The sequence below is a fragment of the Nocardioides kongjuensis genome, assembly GCF_013409625.1.
GTDB lineage: Bacteria > Actinomycetota > Actinomycetes > Propionibacteriales > Nocardioidaceae > Nocardioides > Nocardioides kongjuensis.
Window position 1 is genome coordinate 2,697,248 of record NZ_JACCBF010000001.1, and the last position, 16,302, is coordinate 2,713,549.

General features: G+C 72.1%; 11 protein-coding genes. 3 read left to right on the plus strand and 8 right to left on the minus strand.

All coding sequences use genetic code 11. The features are described from left to right. Positions 1–34 precede the first annotated feature (34 nt). The 8 genes from BJ958_RS12960 to BJ958_RS12995 form a co-directional block, all read right to left on the minus strand. A complete protein-coding gene (locus BJ958_RS12960; RefSeq protein WP_179727202.1) occupies positions 35–940 on the minus strand; it encodes a phosphate ABC transporter ATP-binding protein in 906 nt (301 codons plus the stop codon). A gap of 70 nt (positions 941–1,010) precedes the next feature. Beyond that, complete coding sequence (locus tag BJ958_RS12965; protein WP_179727203.1) at positions 1,011–2,576, minus strand: PstS family phosphate ABC transporter substrate-binding protein; 1,566 nt, start codon at positions 2,574–2,576, stop codon at positions 1,011–1,013. Between the two features lie 48 nt (positions 2,577–2,624). After that, complete coding sequence (locus tag BJ958_RS12970) at positions 2,625–3,560, minus strand: sortase (protein WP_179727204.1); 936 nt, start codon at positions 3,558–3,560, stop codon at positions 2,625–2,627. Beyond that, complete coding sequence (locus BJ958_RS12975; RefSeq protein ID WP_179727205.1) at positions 3,557–6,148, minus strand: hypothetical protein; 2,592 nt, start codon at positions 6,146–6,148, stop codon at positions 3,557–3,559. Before BJ958_RS12975 ends, BJ958_RS12970 begins: the two co-directional genes overlap by 4 nt. Further along, positions 6,145–7,752 carry a substrate-binding domain-containing protein gene (locus BJ958_RS12980; protein ID WP_179727206.1) on the minus strand — a complete coding sequence of 536 codons (1,608 nt, stop codon included), beginning with the start codon at positions 7,750–7,752 and terminating at the stop codon, positions 6,145–6,147. Before BJ958_RS12980 ends, BJ958_RS12975 begins: the two co-directional genes overlap by 4 nt. Further along, complete coding sequence (gene pstA / locus BJ958_RS12985; RefSeq protein WP_179727207.1) at positions 7,749–8,978, minus strand: phosphate ABC transporter permease PstA; 1,230 nt, start codon at positions 8,976–8,978, stop codon at positions 7,749–7,751. Before pstA ends, BJ958_RS12980 begins: the two co-directional genes overlap by 4 nt. After that, positions 8,975–9,988: a phosphate ABC transporter permease subunit PstC gene (gene pstC, locus BJ958_RS12990; protein WP_179727208.1), complete on the minus strand. Its 1,014-nt coding sequence runs from the start codon at positions 9,986–9,988 to the stop codon at positions 8,975–8,977. The genes pstA and pstC overlap by 4 nt, the downstream gene beginning before the upstream one ends. A gap of 174 nt (positions 9,989–10,162) precedes the next feature. Continuing rightward, positions 10,163–11,497, minus strand: coding sequence for a serpin family protein (locus BJ958_RS12995; protein ID WP_179727209.1), 1,335 nt, complete (start codon positions 11,495–11,497; stop codon positions 10,163–10,165). Between the two features lie 109 nt (positions 11,498–11,606). Here BJ958_RS12995 and BJ958_RS13000 point away from each other — a divergent pair, with 109 nt between their 5' ends. Genes BJ958_RS13000 through BJ958_RS13010 form a run of 3 tightly spaced genes read left to right on the plus strand, consistent with a single transcriptional unit; the run spans position 11,607 to position 16,296 of the window. Beyond that, the gene (locus BJ958_RS13000) at positions 11,607–12,848 is read left to right on the plus strand and encodes an ABC transporter substrate-binding protein (RefSeq protein ID WP_179727210.1); all 1,242 of its coding nucleotides are present in this window, start codon (positions 11,607–11,609) and stop codon (positions 12,846–12,848) included. Beyond that, positions 12,845–13,588 carry an ABC transporter ATP-binding protein gene (locus tag BJ958_RS13005; protein ID WP_343052671.1) on the plus strand — a complete coding sequence of 248 codons (744 nt, stop codon included), beginning with the start codon at positions 12,845–12,847 and terminating at the stop codon, positions 13,586–13,588. The genes BJ958_RS13000 and BJ958_RS13005 overlap by 4 nt, the downstream gene beginning before the upstream one ends. Continuing rightward, complete coding sequence (locus BJ958_RS13010) at positions 13,585–16,296, plus strand: branched-chain amino acid ABC transporter permease/ATP-binding protein (RefSeq protein ID WP_179727211.1); 2,712 nt, start codon at positions 13,585–13,587, stop codon at positions 16,294–16,296. Before BJ958_RS13005 ends, BJ958_RS13010 begins: the two co-directional genes overlap by 4 nt. The last annotated feature ends 6 nt before the right edge of the window (positions 16,297–16,302 follow it).

Genomic DNA, 16,302 nt, shown 5'->3' on the forward strand with positions numbered 1-16,302 from the left:
CCAGCCTACGCCGCAGCCCCGACAGCCCTCGCGGTCAGCCGAACCGTCCGTTGACGTAGTCGTAGGTGCGCGAGTCCTGCGGGCTCTGGAACATCGCCTCGGTGGCGCCGTGCTCGACGATGACGCCGGGCTTGCCCTGCGAGGCGAGGAAGAACGCGCACTGGTCCGAGACCCGCGCCGCCTGCTGCATGTTGTGCGTGACGATCACGATCGTCACCTCGCGGGCCAGCTCCAGCATGGTCTCCTCGATCACCCGGGTGGAGGTCGGGTCGAGGGCCGAGCAGGGCTCGTCCATGAGCAGCACCCGCGGCTTGATCGCCAGCGAGCGGGCGATGCACAGGCGCTGCTGCTGACCACCCGACAGGCCACCGCCGGGGGCGTCGAGGCGGTCCTTGACCTCGTTCCACAGGCCGCCCTTGACCAGGCAGGACTCGACGAGGTCGTCCTTGTCGGCCTTGCTCATCCGGGTGCCGGTGAGCTTGAGGCCGGCCAGCACGTTCTCCCGGATCGACATCGCCGGGAACGGGTTGGGCTTCTGGAACACCATCCCGATCGATCGACGGGCGTCGATCAGCCGCTTGCCGGGGTCGTAGATGTCCTCGCCGTCGAGCAGCACCTCGCCGGCCAGCTGCGCCGACGGGACCAGCTCGTGCATGCGGTTGAGGATGCGCAGGAAGGTCGACTTGCCACAGCCGGACGGCCCGATCAACGCGGTGATGCCACCGGCCGGCATGGTGAGCGAGACCCGGTCGAGCACCTTGTGCTCGCCGAACCACGCGGTGATGTCGCGCGCCTCCAGCTCGGCGAGCGCGCCGGTGGCGGGGTCGGGTGCGTCGACGGACGTCGGCGGGTCGAGCCGCGGTACGCCGGCCCCGGGCGACGGCGGAGGCGGCGGGACTGCCGGGATGGAGATGGTGTCGACGTTCGGGTCGGTGGTCATGCGTGGTCCTTCGGAACGTGCGGAGCCCGGGTGGGCGTCGTGCCCACCCGGGCCTCGCGGAGTGCTTGAGCTACGTGAGCCTGATCGTGAACGCGAGGGTGGTCGACGGCGCGAGACCGTCACCGCTCCACGTGACGACCAGCTTGTTCTTGCCCTTCTTCAGGCCCTTGAGGGTGACCTTGGCGACGCCGCCGCTGACGGTGCCCTTGCCGACGACCTTGCTCCCGAGCTTGATCGTCACGGTGCCGGTGGCCGGGGTGGCGGTACCCGCGAGCGAGACCGAGATCGAGCCCTTGACCTTCTTCGCGAACTTCGCCTTGGCCTTGAACGACTTGCTCAGCGAGGCCGAGGTCTTGACCGTGACGGAGCCGGTGGCCTCGGAGGGCTGGAAGACCGAGCCCGCCTTGGGCGTGAAGACCGCCTTGTAGGTGTGGGCACCAGCAGCCAGACCCGACAGCCTGGCGGTCGCGGCACCGCCGACAACGGCGACGTTGGCCGCGACGACCACGCCGTTCTCGGAGAAGGTCACCGTGCCCTCGGGGGTCTTCGAGCCCGCGATGGTCGCCTTGACGTCGGCCTTGCCGGCACCCGTGCTGGTGCCGCTGACGGCGGCGGTGGTCGCGACCGGCTCGTTGCCGGTGGTGAAGTTGCTGGTGGCGGCGGTCGTCTGGACGCCGCACACGCCGCCGTCGACCGGACGCGCGAGCTGGTCGAAGCCGGCCTGCTTGATCAGGGCCTCGGCGGCGTCGGAGCAGATGAACCCGTCCGGCCCGAAGACCGCGGTGATCTCGGGCTTCGCCACGTCGGCGCCGCGCACGACGTTGTAGAGCGCGCGCTTCGCCACGAAGTCACCGTTGACCAGGCGCAGCGTGCTGCCGAGCAGACCGGCGCGGCCGGCGGAGAACGGCGCGATCGCGTTCGGGTCGTTCTTGATCGGGGTGTCGTCGTGCTCCTGCACGGCGACGACGGTCGGCGCGAGGGTCACCGCGGTGCCGCCGTTGGCGGCCTTGAGCTGGGCCTCGAAGAAGGACCGGGTGCCCGAGCCGGCCTGGGGGATCCTCGGCGCGATGACGCCGCTCGTCGTGCTGCCGGGGACCTGGTTCCAGTTGGTGTAGGTGCCGTCGTAGATCTTGACCAGGTCGGCCTTGTTGATCGTGGCCGGCGCGTTCGACGGCACGCTGGCCGACACCGCGACCCGCAGCACGTCGACGGCGAACGGGAACTGCTTGAGCCCGGCGTTCGTCTCCGCGTCGCTGAGCGTGGAGGAGGACCGGGCGAAGTCGACCTCGGGCGTGTCGTTGGGGGCGAAGAGGCGGCTCTTGCCCGAGCCGGAGCCGTTCGGGCGTGCGATCGTCACGCCGCCGGGGAGGTTGAGGTCGCCGCCGCTGGTGGCGGCATAGCTGACCACCTTGACCGACGGAACCGGGTTCTGCGCGTTCCAGGCGTCGCCGAGGACCTTGAGCGCGTGCTGGCTGGTGTCCGATCCGACGCCGATCAGGTCGCCGCTCACCGGAGTCAGGACGGTGTCGTCGTCGTCCGGGATGTAGGCGGCGTGGGCGGGCGCCGTACCGGCGATCACCGAAGCGGTCGCGAGAGCCCCGACGAGGACTCCCCCGAACGTCTTGCGTGCAGACATCAACTTCCTCTTCTCTGGATTTCTTCTCGGGTGTGTGGTGCGGGTCGGTCAGATCAGGTTGGGCAGCAGCCGCATGGCCGTGTCCGTGGTCAGCCACGACAGGGCGAGCAGGGGCGCACAGGCGACCACCCAGACCTGGACGCGGCTCCAGCGCTGGCGCGCCAGCTGGGTGGCGACGACGAGGCCGACGAGCAGCGCGAGCCACAGGGTCAGCAGCGGCAGCGCCTCGGTCCCGGCCTTCATCGCCTCCTCGGACTCCGGCACGCTCGGCGAGAGGCCGCCGGGCGCCGGGAGGCCCTCGGCCGCCTCGGCGTCGACGTACACGGTGCTGCCCGGCATCATCCGGGCGAACCGGCCGTCGCCGGCGGCCGTGACGAGGGTCAGCCGTGCGGCACCCTGCGCGGCGGGCCGTGGCAGCGGGTCACCGTCGCGGCGTACGTCGAGCACCCGGAAGCCGACCTCGCCCTGCGCCATGGTGACCTTCACCAGGTCGCCGGCAGCGAGCCGGCCGAGGTCGCGGAACGGTGCACCGTAGGTGGTCGAGCGTCCGTAGACCGTCGACGCACCGACCTGGCCGGGGAGCACGGTGTCGCGGCGGTGCCCTGGTCCGGCGAACAGGTCCCCGGCCGCGGTCCCCTCGACGACGACCTCCTCGACGCCGATCGCCGGGATCGACAGCAGTGCGACGGGCGCTCCGGGCTCGGCGACCGGGCCGACCGGCGCGGTCGCGCCGGCCAGCTCGGAGCGGAGCTCGCGGTGCAGCAGCGACTGCGCCCGGTCGTGCGAGACGGCACCGAGGAAGAGCAGGTGCAGCACGAGCCACAGGCACAGCAGGGAGACGACGGTCAGGGTCGAGCTGACCAGCAGGCCGGACTCGCTGGGCGGCGGCGCAGGGGCCGGCGTACGACGTCGGCGGCCGCCCTCCTCGATCGCCTCCTCGGTCGCCTCCTCGGTTCCGGCGGTGGGCGGAGCGGTCATCGTCATGCGGACCACCTCCGGCGCAGCGACATCAGCCGGGTCACCAGCGAGGCCGCGGCGGCGACCATGCCGATGACGAGCAGGGCCGGGAGCATCGACATCGCCGTGGTGGAGCTGGCGGCCTTCGTGTGCGCGGTCACCACCTCCTGCGGTGCGGCCGGGGCCGCAGCTGCGGCGGCACCGGGGTCGGCGGCCGGAGCGGCCGCGCCGGGTGTCCCGGAGGCCGCCGGCGGCGGCGCGTCAGCGGCCGGCGCGTCGGCAGCGGGCGCCCGCTGCGCCTCGATCGCCTTCGCGGTGTCCTGGGCCGCACGCCACAGGCGGGCGGTCGCCCCGGTCCTGCGCAGCGGCAGGTAGCCCGCGGGCAGCTGGCCGTTGGCGCGGCCGGGCCGCTGGCCCTCGGTGGTCGCGATCCGGATGAAGGACGCGACCGTCTCGGCCTCCACCTTGCCGAGGCCGTGGGTGCGCGCCGCCGTGTAGACGATCTGGGTGCCGGGATAGGCGGACTTCGCAGCGACCAGGTCCTTCTGCGACATCAGCAACGGACCCCGCGGGTCGCCCTTCTCCTGTCGCGCGACGGCGACTGCCTTGCTCAGCGAGGCGGTCGTCGGCTCGACGAAGTTGCCACCCGAGGTCTTCAGCGCGGCCGCACGCAGCCCGAACCGCTCGGCGTCGCCGAGGCTGACGATGCCGAGCATGAACCGGGCGCCGTACGACTGGCGGTCGATCCGCCCCAGCTTCCACGCCTTCGTGGCCGCAGACAGGTCGGCGACGCACCGGGTCTGCACGTTGGGCCAGGCGTCGATGAGGGCGTCGGCGATCTTGCGCAGCGTCGTGACCGGAGCTGCGAGCTGGTTGAAGTAGACCGCGGGGTTGGCCTGCCGGCACTCGTCGTTGGTCTGCGGCTCGTAGGTGTCGAGCAGCGGCCACTCGCCCGTGGGCAGGTCGACCTTCTTGTACGACGGGTTCACCACCATGCCCCACGGGTCCTTCTTGCCCGAGACGAACCTCATGGCGTCCTCGTCCTGGGCGATGTACTCGGTGAGCTGCTGGATGATGTCCGAGGAGTTGGACAGCGACAGGAGGGTCGCGCCGGCCTCGGAGGAGATGTCGGTCAGGCCCGGGTTGAGCGCGCGGAACTCGGGGTCGAGCTGCAGGCTGAGCGGGTTGTCCGCGAGCCCGGGGTGTCCCTTGCCGAGTGCGGATCCCGGGTAGCTCTGCGTGAGCAGCTTGGCGATCAGCCGGGCGTTGAGCCGGAGCTCGGTGTAGACGCCCGCGTTGTCGGGCCGGTCGATGACGTAGCCGATCGCGAAGCCGGTGATCGCGGTCGGCGCGTAGCCGACCGGGTCCGGCCCGGTCTTCTCGTGTGGTCCGGCGACGAAGGCGGCCGGCGAGCCACCGGTCTGCATGAGGTTCCACCCGGTCTGGTCGGGCATCTGGTTGAGCTGGAACTTGAACCGCTTCTTGTCCAGGCAGTACGCCGGTGCCCACTGCAGGGCGGCCTGGGCCATCAGCTCCGAGCCCGAGAACGCGACCGGCGGCCGCTTGTCGAGGATGTCGCAGGCGTCCGGCGGGAGGCCGAAGCGGATCGGGATCGAGACCCGGTTGCGCCAGTTGGACGCGGCCCACCACAGCTCGGGGCCGACGGCACGGTCGATGCCGTCGCCGGCGAAGTTGCTGCTGCCCGAGGGGTGCTCGCCGAACTGGCGGCAGTCCTTGCCGAGGACCGCACTCACGTCAGCCGGCACGTCGGCCGGCACGGTCGGGTCGGCCGGCGCGGCGCAGCTGAGGCCCGCGATGGGGACGACGACGATCGAGCAGGCCACCTCGCGCGTGCAGCCCAGGGACTCGTTCTCGGCGCTGGACCGGACCTCGAAGTCCACCGACCCGTTGCCGTCACCGTCGGTGAAGGCGGCGATCTCCGAGGGCGGGAAGGCAGCGTCGACGGCTGCCTCCGGCGGCATCGTCTCGCGGTTGCACGCGAGGAAGACCTTGCCCGACGCGGCGAGGAACGGCGTCACGTGGGTGTAGGTGGCGTCGGACTGCGCCTCCTTGCACGCGTCGGCGGGGAGCCGGTCCGCCCCGGACAGCGGCTCTCGATCGGCCTCGCTCGCGTAGCGGTCGACGGTCCACAGGGCCTCGTAGGGAGACACCGCGATCTGCGAGCGCTGCGAGAAGGTCGACGTCCAGCAGGTCTCCGGACGCACCTGCTGGTCGAGGGGCAGGGACGCGTCGTCGGTGCCCCGGCACTGCATCACGACGACCGGGTACTCCTGGAGCAGACCCTTCTCGCCGTAGGGGTTGCTGGCTCGCCCGCCGCTCGGCGGCGCTCCGGTCCAGGAGACCTCGACCCGCTCCCGGCCACGCAGGTCGGTCGTGTGGTCGGCCCGGACCGTCAGGTCGTAGCTGGCGACCTTCTCCACGTTGCCCTGGTCGTCGACGAACGTCCGGTCGATGCTCCTGGTCTGCTCGAAGGCCCCTGCGGGTACGGCGCTGCGGGCCGTCGCCGAGCCCGCGCTCGCGCCGGGCGCGAGGAGCGCCAGCCCCATCAGCGCGCCGAGAGCGACGGTCACGACCGTGCTGTGGCGGCGGTTCATGCGCCGGCTCCGGTCGTGCGGGCACCGCGTCGACGGCGCAGCAGCATGCTGACGACGCCGGGCACGATGACCAGGGCGCACAGCTCGAGGACCGCCAGGACGCCGAACGGGCGCTGGTCCCCCTTGCGGTCGGCGACGAGGGTCGGGTTGGCGTAGACCTCCGTGGCGGCCGCCGTACCGGTCTCGGCGACGGGTGCGGCCCCGGTCTCGGGATCCACCTGGCCGGCAGGCGGGGGCGCGGCACCGGCAGCGGCGTCGGGCGCGGGCGCACCGGCGTCGGGCACCGCACCGTCGGTGGACGGCTTGCCGGTGCCGGTGTCGGTGCCGCACGGCCCCGCGCCGGTCTTGTCGCAGGCAGCCGGCTGCGGCGCCTTCTTGGCGAGGACGTTGTTCTTGAGGTCCTTGCCGTCGAAGGTCGGGTTGTTGCAGCTCTTGACGTCGCGGTCGGTCAGCTCGACCCCCGCGTCCGCGGCCTTGAGCTTGGCGACCTGGTCGAACCCGGCCTGCACCAGGTTGAGCGGCAGCGGCGAGTAGCCGTAGGACCCGGCGCTGGTCTGCCCGGCGCACAGCGAGTAGTAGATGAAGTCGGCGAGCGTCTGCCGCTTCGCCGTCGTCATCCGAGCGTCGGTGCTGCCGGTCGGGATGATCATGTAGGAGTACGACGAGATCGGGTACGCCCGCGGGTCCGGGTTGACGTACACCCCGCGCAGGTCCTGGGTGAGCGTCGTCGGGTTGATCTGCGCCTTCGTCAGCGCGACCGCGGTGTTGTACTGGGTCGGCTCGACGAAGTAGCCCGCCTTGTTGAGCACCTTGACGACCGGGTAGTTCGCGTTGACCGGGTAGGAGTACTCGACGTACCCGATGGTGCCGTTGCCCGCGAAGCCCTTGACCGTGTTCATCACCTGGTCGGAGCCGGACTGGGCGACCATCCGCGAGCCCGGCTTGCGCGGGAAGTACGACGTCAGGCCGGACTTGCCGAAGTACGGCCGCCAGATGCCGGGGTACTGGTCGTCCATCCAGGTGGTGAACTGCGCCGTCGTGCCGGAGCCGTCGGAGCGGACCACGGGCGTGATCGGCAGCGACGGGAACGCGCGGCCGTTGTTGTCCTTGGTGATCGCGGCGTCGTTCCAGTTGCTGACCTGGCCGGTGAAGATCTTCGCGATCGTCTCGCCCGAGAGCCGCAGGTTGCGCACGAGCTTGCCGCCGACCTTGAGCTGGTAGGTGAAGGCGGTGCCACCGGCGACGATCGGCAGGTAGGCGTAGGGCCGGTCCGACTTGTCCTGGTTGCCCTGCTCGTCGACGCCCTGGTAGGGGATCTCGGAGATGGCGAAGTCGTTGGTGGCCTGGGCGAAGTCCTTGCGGCCCTTGCTCGAGCCACCGCCGGTGTAGACGACCTTCATGCCGTTGGCGTCGACGTCGGCGATCCACTTCTGGACGATCAGCTCCGACCAGGTGGAGCCGGTGCCCTCGATGGTCGTGTACGCCGCGCGGCCGTCCGGCTGGGTGCTGTCGCCGCCGTCGGCGGCCGCCGTACCGGTCGCGCAGACCAGGACGGCGAGCCCCGCGAGCAGGGTGAGGGCGGTGCGGCGGACGCGGGAAGTCATGCGGTCTCTCCGTCGGTGCGGGGGTTTCGGGTACGGCGTGGGCGGGTGCCGGTCGTGGTCACGAGGGCGACGACGCGCTTGCGCAGGCTCGGACGGGTCCGCAGGCGGCGCGGGCGGGCCACCAGGCGGGCGATCACGAACAGCGCGAGCACGAGGGTCATCAGCACGACGGCAGCACCGAAGGCGCGGCCGATGGCGTGCGGCTCTCCGCTGCGGACCTGGGTGTAGATGAACAGCGGCAGCGAGTTCATCGCGCCGCCGACCGGGTTCGCGGTGATGAACGGCGCGGCCCCCGAGGTCAGCAGGACCGGGCTGGTCTCTCCGACGCCGCGCGCAACGCCGAGGATGACGGCGGTGGCCAGGCCGGGCCGCGCGGTCGGGAGGACGACGTGCCACACGGTGCGCCATCGGCTGGCGCCGAGCGCGAGGCTGGCCTCGCGCAGGTTGCCGGGGACGACGCGCAGCACCACGTCGGCGGCCCGGGCGATGATCGGCAGCATCATCACGCCGATCGCGAGGCCTGCGGCCAGCCCGGATCGCGGCACACCGGCGGCCAGGATCACCGTCGTGTAGACGAACAGGCCCGCGACGATCGACGGCAGCGCGGTCATCGCCTCGACGACCGTGCGCACGATCCTGGCGAAGCGGCCGCCGACCTCGGTCATGAAGACGGCGGTGCCGATGCCCAGCGGCAGAGCGACAGCGAGGCCGATGCCGAGCTGGATGCCCGAGCCGATGATCGCGTGCAGCACGCCACCCTCGGTGAACGGCGCCTTCGGCTCCACGCCCGACATGTCGTCGGTGAAGAAGTTGAGGTGCGTCAGCGGCCGCCAGCCGCGGACGAAGACGAACACCACGGCCGAGACGAGCGCGAGACCGACGAGCACCGCACCGGCGGTGACGACCACGCCCGCGACCCGGTCGCGGACCTCGACGAAGGTGGTGCTCATCGCGGACAGCAGCGCGGTCATCACGATGCCCGCCACGAGCAGGACGATCACGAACCAGGCCACGCCGCTCAGCGGCAGGAAGCGCTGGGTGACCAGCCAGGTCGCGCCCAGGGCCGCGATCCACGCGCCCACGCGGGCGAACAGCTCGTCGGCGTCGGGCCGGCCCACGGCCCGTCTCGGCACGGGCGGCGGGGCGTCGGGGTCGCGCGTCGGGAGCGTCGTCCGCGGGGCGGTGGTGGTCGGCTCGGCGACCACGTCGGTCAGGGCGGCGCTCATGCGTCGGCGTCCGCTCCGGAGCGGCTGCGGTTCACGATGATCGCGGCGAGCGTGTTGACGCACAGCGTGATCAGGAACAGCACGAAGCCGGCGGCCAGCAGGGCGGAGAGCTGCGCGGGCGTGGCGTCACCGAACTGGACCGCGATCAGCGCGCTGACCGAGTTCGCGCCGATCTCCAGGACGTTCCACTTCACCTCGAACGCCGGCGAGATGATGAGGACGACGGCGATCGTCTCGCCGAGCGCGCGGCCCAGGCCGAGCATGGTGCCGCCGATGATGCCGCCGCGGCCGAAGGGCAGCACCACGGTGCGGATCACGCCCCACCGCGTCGCGCCCAGCGCCAGCGCGGCCTCCCGCTCCCCCGGCGGGGTCTGGGAGAACACCTGCCGCATCACGGCGCAGGCCATCGGCAGCACCATCATCGCCACGGCGATGCCGGCGCAGAAGGCGCTCGACACGTAGCGGCTGGTGTCCCACACGGCGCTGTCGGGATCGGTGTCGCGGATCTCGAAGAACGGCACCCAGCCGAAGTTCCGCTGCAGCCACCAGGCCAGCTCCGCGGCGTACGGCATGACCAGGAAGAAGCCCCACAGGCCGTAGACGATCGACGGGATCGCGGCCATCAGGTCGACCGCCGAGACGAGCAGGCCCTTGACCCGGGCCGGTGCGTACTCGCTGATGTAGAGCGCGGTCAGCAGGGCCAGCGGGAAGGCGAAGGCCATCGCGACCAGGGCGATGGAGACCGTGCCGACGAGGACGCCGGCGATGCCGATGACGTCGATCTCGGGCTGCCAGCGCTCCTCGGTGAGGAACGAGAGCCCGTAGTGGCGCAGGGTCGGGACCGCCTGCCAGGCGAGGAAGACGCCGACACCGCCGGTGATCACCAGCACCGAGGCGCCGATCGCCCGGGAGACGTTGACGAACACCGCGTCGGCACCGGTGGCCTTGCGGGAGATCCGGCGCGGCTGCACGTCGGGTGCGCTCGGATCGACGAGGGGCAGGCTGGTCACAGTCGTCCTTGGTCGTGGCCACCCCGAGAAGGGCCGCCATGGCAGCGCGGGACCGCGCAACCACCGGGAACGTTGACGGCGGTCCGCGACCAGAAAGGGTGACGGTGGTGAACAGGACGGGAACGGATCCGCCGGTTTTGCTTAAATCCGGCGGCCCGCCAGCACCTGAGGGGTTCAGCCGATGGGATCCGTCACGCGACCGACGAAGAGCGGGGTGCCGTGCTCCGCGTCGTGGACCACGAACAGGAAGGGCCGGTCGACGACGAACGGCTCGGTGACCGGCACCGCCGTCTCCGCCATGATCACCGCCGTGGCGGCCGCAGCCTCGGTGCCCTCCTCGTCGACCGCGACGAAGCCCTGGTGGACGACGTCGGCCACGACCAGCGGCAGGTCCTCCTCGGTCATCGGCGTGAAGTCCGCGCCGTCGGCGAAGGCGGTCGGCATGCCGAGCTCGACCAGCGGCTCCTTGAGCGGCGCACTGGTGCGGAAGGACCAGCGCGGCAAGGTGAGCTCGACGGCGGTCGGCTGCGCGTCGGCGGTGGCCAGGAACCCCGCGAAGCCGCCGGACCGGACCTGCTCCTCGACCCGGTCCAGGGCGCCCTCGTCGGGGAGCACGACGGTCATCGCGAGTCCGCGTCCGGCGTAGGGCAGCGAGACGGAGCTCCAGCCGTCCCCGCGCACGAGGTACGTCGAGAGCTCGGGCAGCCGCATCAGCTCGGCCTCGACGCTCGAGCCGTCGGCACGGTGGAACGGCCCGGTCGCGGTCAGGTCCTTCTCGAACGGGTTCTCCCACGCAGCCTTGAGGTGGATCGCGTCGACGAGCACCAGCCGGGTCGAGGCGTCGACGGCGCCCTCGGCCAGCAGGTCGACGATCCGGTCGTGGGTCTGCACCTCGACCCAGGCGTTGATCGCGGTGCGCGCCCGCTCGGCGGCGGTCTCGAAGTCGACGGTGCGCAGGCCGGCGCCGTACTCCTTGGCGAGCAGGTCGAGGAAGTCGGACTCCCACGCCACGCCGCGCTGCCCGAAGACCTGGTCGGCGGTGCTCAGCTGCAGCTCGGCCTTCGACCCGTCGGCCCGCTCGTGCTCGCCGGCCAGGCCCTCGATCGTCGCGGTGAGGGCGTTGACACCCTTGTGCCAGCGCTGGCCGAGGTCCCCGACGCCCAGCACGGTCCGCATCTCGTCGGCGGTCGTGCCGGCGGCACCGGTGAGGGTCATGCCGAGCGCCACCAGCACGGAGTACGGCGAGATGCCCAGGTTGTCGCCACCGGCTCCCGCCAGCTCGCCGTACAGCCGACCGGCGAAGGCGTCGAGCCCGGCGACGACCGGGGCGACCAGGCTCGGGTCGCCCGCGGCCCGGCGTACGTCGGAGGAGACCAGCTCGATCCCGTCCACCTCGGCCGGCGTGCGCCCCCGGGGCGAGGGTCCGTCGTCGCCGCAGGCGGTGAGCGCACAGGCGCCGAGGGCGGCGATCCCGAGCTGGAGGGCGGAGCGGCGGGCGAGGAGCGTCATGCCCGCTCTGACGCGCGCGAGCGTCGGCGGGTTCCGCCCGGATGTGACCTGTCCCACTCAGTGCGACAGGTCACATTCGGCGAAGGTTCCCGCACCTACGTTCCGCGCCATGACCGACCAGATCAGCCGTCGCCGCCGCCTCGGCGGCCTCGCGACCGCATCCGTCCTGCTCCTCAGCCTCACCGCGTGCGGTGGCGGGGACGACGGCAAGGACGACTTCGCCAAGCCGAAGCAGAACGCCGACGTCACTTTCTCGGGTGACCCGATCAAGGTCATGACGTTCACGCCCTACGACACCGACACGATCAACTTCAAGGCGGCGCTCGACGTCGCCGACGGCGCCAAGGTCGCCATCAACAACGCCGGCGGCATCAACGGCCACGAGGTCGTGGTCGTGCCCTGCAACGAGGGCGCCGACCCCAACAAGGCCGCCGACTGCGCCCGCAAGGCCGTCGACGAGGGCGTCTCCGCCGTCGTCGGTGGCTTCAGCGCCAACGGCGACACCATCCTCCCGATCCTGGAGAAGGCCGGCATCTCGTGGATCGCCCCGCCGGTGATCAGCGCGGCCGAGCTGTCCAGCAAGTTCAGCTACCCGATCGTCCCGGGCGTCATCGCCCAGGCCGGACTGGGCGCCAAGGCCGCCGAGGACGGCTGCGACAAGGTCGCCAACGTGATGTACGACCTGCCGTCCAGCGGCTCGGTCAAGGAGCTCGGCAACGTCGGCCTCGCCAGCCAGGGCCACGCGCCCGCGACCGTCGTACCCGTGCCGCCGACCACCACCGACTTCAGCTCGATCGCCCAGGAGATCAGCGACTACGACTGCGCGATCATGTCGATCCCCTCGGGACCGCTGACGGGTGTCGCCGCCGCCGGCGCGAGCCTCGGCAGCAAGACGAAGTACTACGCCTTCCCGGGCACCCTGACCGACTCGGCGATCAGCCAGGCCGGCGGCGCCCTCGACAGCGCCGTCACCATGTCGCCGTTCCCGCCCTCGGGCGACGCCGTGTGGGACGACGCCAAGAAGATCGTCGGCGACATGTCCAGCGAGGAGAACGGCGGCTGGTCCTACATGTCGTACCAGAGCACGTGGGTCGGCTACCAGCTGCTCGCCGAGGTCCTCAAGGACAGCACCGACGTCTCCGCGGCCGGCGTCAAGGCGGCCTTCGACGCGGCCTCCGCGGTCGACGGCCTGGGCTTCACGCCGGAGCTGAGCTTCACCCAGGAGTTCCCCGCCCCCGGCATGAACCGGATCTTCAACACCAAGGTCATGTTCCACGACATCAAGGACGGCGCGCTCCACCAGGACGGCGACTACGTCGACCTCGGCGCCTCCCTGACCCCGGCCTCGTGACCACGGTGCAGGCGCCGCACGTCCCGGGCGGCCGGGTCGAGCCCGGCCGGGTCGTCGTCGAGGCGACCGGCCTGACCGCCGGGTACGCCGGGACCCCCGCCGTCCACGGCGTCGACCTGCGGGTGCGGTCCGGCGAGGTGCTGGCCCTGCTCGGCGCCAACGGCGCCGGCAAGACCACCACCCTGCTGTCCCTCGCCGGCGAGCTGGCACCGATCTCGGGATCGGTGGCGGTCCTCGGCGACGCCCGGCGGCGGCGCCTGCACCAACGGGCCCGTGCGGGCCTGGGCTTCCTGACCGAGGAGCGCTGCGTCTTCATGCAGCTCACCGGCTGGCAGAACCTGAGGATCGGCCGCGGTTCGGCCGAGAAGGCGCTGGCCCACTTCCCCGAGCTCGAGCCCCACCTGTCCAAGAAGGTCGGGCTGCTCTCGGGCGGCCAGCAGCAGATGCTCGCCCTCGGGCGGATCCTCGCCGCCGAGCCGAAGGTCCTGCTCGCCGACGAGCTGTCCCTGGGCCTGGCCCCGCTGGTCGTCGAGCGGCTGCTGAGTGCCGTGCGCCGGGCGGCGGACGACGGCGTCGCGGTCGTGCTCGTCGAGCAGCACGTCCGGCAGGCGCTGGCGATCGCCGACCACGTGCACGTGATGCGGCGCGGCCGCATCGTCCTCTCGGGACCCGCCTCCGAACTGCGCGACGACGCCGAGCGCATCGCCGCCACCTACCTGAGCGAGAGCACCGAACCATGACCGACCTCATCCGCTACGCCCTCCTCGGCCTGGGCACGGGCGGCATCTTCGCCCTGCTCGGCCTCGGACTGGTCGTGATCTACCGCGGCTCGGGTGTCATCAACTTCGCCCACGCGGGCTTCGCGCTGGTCGGCGCCTACCTCACCTACGAGCTGCAGACCGTCCACGGTCTCGGCCTGGGCGTCTCGCTGGGCACCGCGGTCGCCGCGACCGCCCTGCTCGGGGTGCTCACCCACCACCTGGTGCTGCGTCCCCTGCGCAGCGCCAGCCCGCTGGCCCGGGTGATCGCCACCCTCGGCCTGCTGACGCTGCTGACCGAGGGCGTCCAGCTGAAGTACGGCGCCCAGCAGCTGCGCACCGAGTCGCCGCTGCCGAACGACGCGATCACCGTGCCCGGCGACATCGTGGTCGGCCAGTACGCGTTCTGGCTGGTCGGCATCGCGACCGTCGTCGCGCTCGCCCTGGCGCTCGCCGGCACCCGCACCCGGATCGGGTACGCCGTCTCAGCGTCGGCCGAGAACCCGCGCGGCGCAGCCGCCCTGGGCTGGGCCCCGGACCTGCTCGCCAGCATCACCTGGGCGATCGGCGGCGGTCTCGCCGCCCTGGCCGGCGGCCTGTTCCCGTCGACGACCTTCGGCTTCATCTCGCCGACCCCGTTCGGCGTCCTGATCATCGGCGCACTCGCCACCGCCCTGCTCGGCGGCTTCCGCTCCTACCCGCTCGCCCTGCTGGGCGGACTGTTCCTCGGCGCGGCCCAGTCCGCCACCCGGCACTTCACCGACCAGACCGGCGTCTCGGACGCCGTACCGTTCCTCGCGATCATCGTCGTGCTGGTGCTGCGCGGCCGCGGCCTGCCGCTGCGCGGCAGCATCACCGACCGGCTCCCCCGCGTCGGCACCGGCCGGGTCCGGCCCGTCGTCGTGCTGGTCCTCGCCGGCGGCGCGCTGCTCTGGGTCGGCCTCGGCGCCTCGGCCGACTGGTACGCACCGACCATCATCAGCGCCACCTTCGCGCTGGTCGGGCTGTCCATCGTGCTGCTCACCGGGTACGCCGGACAGCTCTCCATCGCCCAGTTCGCCCTCGCCGGCATCGGCGCCTTCGCCGCGGGCCGGTTCGTGGTCTTCCACGACTGGCCGTTCGAGCTGGCGCTGGTCGCCGGCGTGGTCGTGGCGATGCTGGTCGGACTGCTGTTCGGCCTGCCCGCCCTGCGCACCCGCGGCGTCAACCTCGCCGTGGTCACCTTCGGCCTCGGCTTCGCGGTGCACCAGATGGTGTTCAGCAACAGCGACTACACCGCCAAGGTCACCCCCGGCGACATCACCCTGTTCGGCATCGACATCGAGCCGATCGACCACGCCCGCAACTACGCCCTGGTCTGCCTCGTCGCGCTGGTCCTGGCCGCGCTCGTCGTCGCCAACGTGCGTCGCGGTCGCAGCGGGCGCCGGCTGCTCGCCGTCCGCACCAACGAGCGGGCCGCCGCCGCGATCGGCGTCAACGTCTTCGAGGCCAAGCTGTACGCCTTCACGCTCTCGGCCGGCATCGCGGGCCTCGGCGGCGCGCTGCTCGGCTTCAGCTACGCGACGATCCTCTACCCGCAGCTGTTCGCCCCGGGCGCCTCGATCTCCGTGCTCGCGGCGACGGTCATCGGCAGCACCGGCTACCTCGCCGGTCCGTTCATCGGCGCCATCTCCGCGCCCGGCGGCCTGATCACGCTGCTCGGCTCGGACGGACCGGCCACGACCGCGGGGGTGCAGGACGGGCTCACCTGGCAGTCCTGGCTGCCGCTCGCCTCGGCGCTCCTGCTGATCATCACGCTGATCGCCAGCCAGCACGGCGTCGCGGAGTCGATCGACGCCTCCACCCGCCGGCTGCGCGCCAGGATCCCCGGCCTGCGCCCCGGCAAGCCCCAGCCGCTGCCGGCGACCGAGCGGACGACCGTCGCACCGCGGACCCTCGAGGTCACCGGTCTCACCCAGCGCTTCGGCGGGTTCGTCGCCCTCGACGACGTCTCGCTGAGCGTCGCGCCCGGCCAGGTCGTCGGCCTGCTCGGCCCCAACGGCGCCGGCAAGACGACTCTGATCGACTGCGTCAGCGGCAACAACCGGATCTCGTCGGGCGCGATCACCTGGGACGGGCGCGACGTGTCCCGCTGGGCGCCGTACCGCCGCGCCCGGGCCGGCCTCTCCCGCTCGTTCCAGTCGCTCGAGCTCTTCGACGACCTGACCGTGCGCGAGAACCTGCTGGCCGCCGCCGACCGCCGCGACCGGCTGGCGTACCTCACCGACCTGGTCCTGCCCGGCCGGTCACGGATGCCCGCCACCGTGGTCGCCGCCGTCGAGGAGCTCGGCCTCGCGCCGCTGCTCGACACCCGCGCCGAGGACCTCTCCTACGGCCAGCGTCGTCTCGTCGCCATCGCCCGCGCGGTCGCCAGCAGCCCGTCGGTCCTGATGCTCGACGAGCCGGCCGCCGGGCTCGACGAGACCGAGAGCGCCGAGCTCGGCCGCCTCGTGCGCCGCCTGGCCGACGAGTGGGGCATGGGCATCCTGCTCATCGAGCACGACGTGGCGCTCGTGCTCGAGAACGCCGACCGGGTCGTCGTCCTCGACTTCGGGCACCGGATCGCCGAGGGCACCCCCGCCGAGATCCGCGTCGATCCCGCGGTCCGGCGGGCGTACCTCGGCGAGGAGGCCGAGCCCGTCTCGGTGTGACGCTCG

Excerpts from the sequence above, each read along its gene's own strand:
- BJ958_RS13000 (WP_179727210.1), top strand. The coding sequence starts at position 11,607 with ATGACCGACCAGATCAGCCGTCGCCGCCGCCTCGGCGGCCTCGCGACC.
- pstA (WP_179727207.1), bottom strand. The coding sequence starts at position 8,978 with ATGAGCGCCGCCCTGACCGACGTGGTCGCCGAGCCGACCACCACCGCC.
- BJ958_RS12970 (WP_179727204.1), bottom strand. The coding sequence starts at position 3,560 with ATGACGATGACCGCTCCGCCCACCGCCGGAACCGAGGAGGCGACCGAG.
- BJ958_RS12965 (WP_179727203.1), bottom strand. The coding sequence starts at position 2,576 with ATGTCTGCACGCAAGACGTTCGGGGGAGTCCTCGTCGGGGCTCTCGCG.
- BJ958_RS13010 (WP_179727211.1), top strand. The coding sequence starts at position 13,585 with ATGACCGACCTCATCCGCTACGCCCTCCTCGGCCTGGGCACGGGCGGC.
- BJ958_RS12980 (WP_179727206.1), bottom strand. The coding sequence starts at position 7,752 with ATGACTTCCCGCGTCCGCCGCACCGCCCTCACCCTGCTCGCGGGGCTC.
- BJ958_RS12975 (WP_179727205.1), bottom strand. The coding sequence starts at position 6,148 with ATGAACCGCCGCCACAGCACGGTCGTGACCGTCGCTCTCGGCGCGCTG.
- BJ958_RS12995 (WP_179727209.1), bottom strand. The coding sequence starts at position 11,497 with ATGACGCTCCTCGCCCGCCGCTCCGCCCTCCAGCTCGGGATCGCCGCC.
- BJ958_RS12960 (WP_179727202.1), bottom strand. The coding sequence starts at position 940 with ATGACCACCGACCCGAACGTCGACACCATCTCCATCCCGGCAGTCCCG.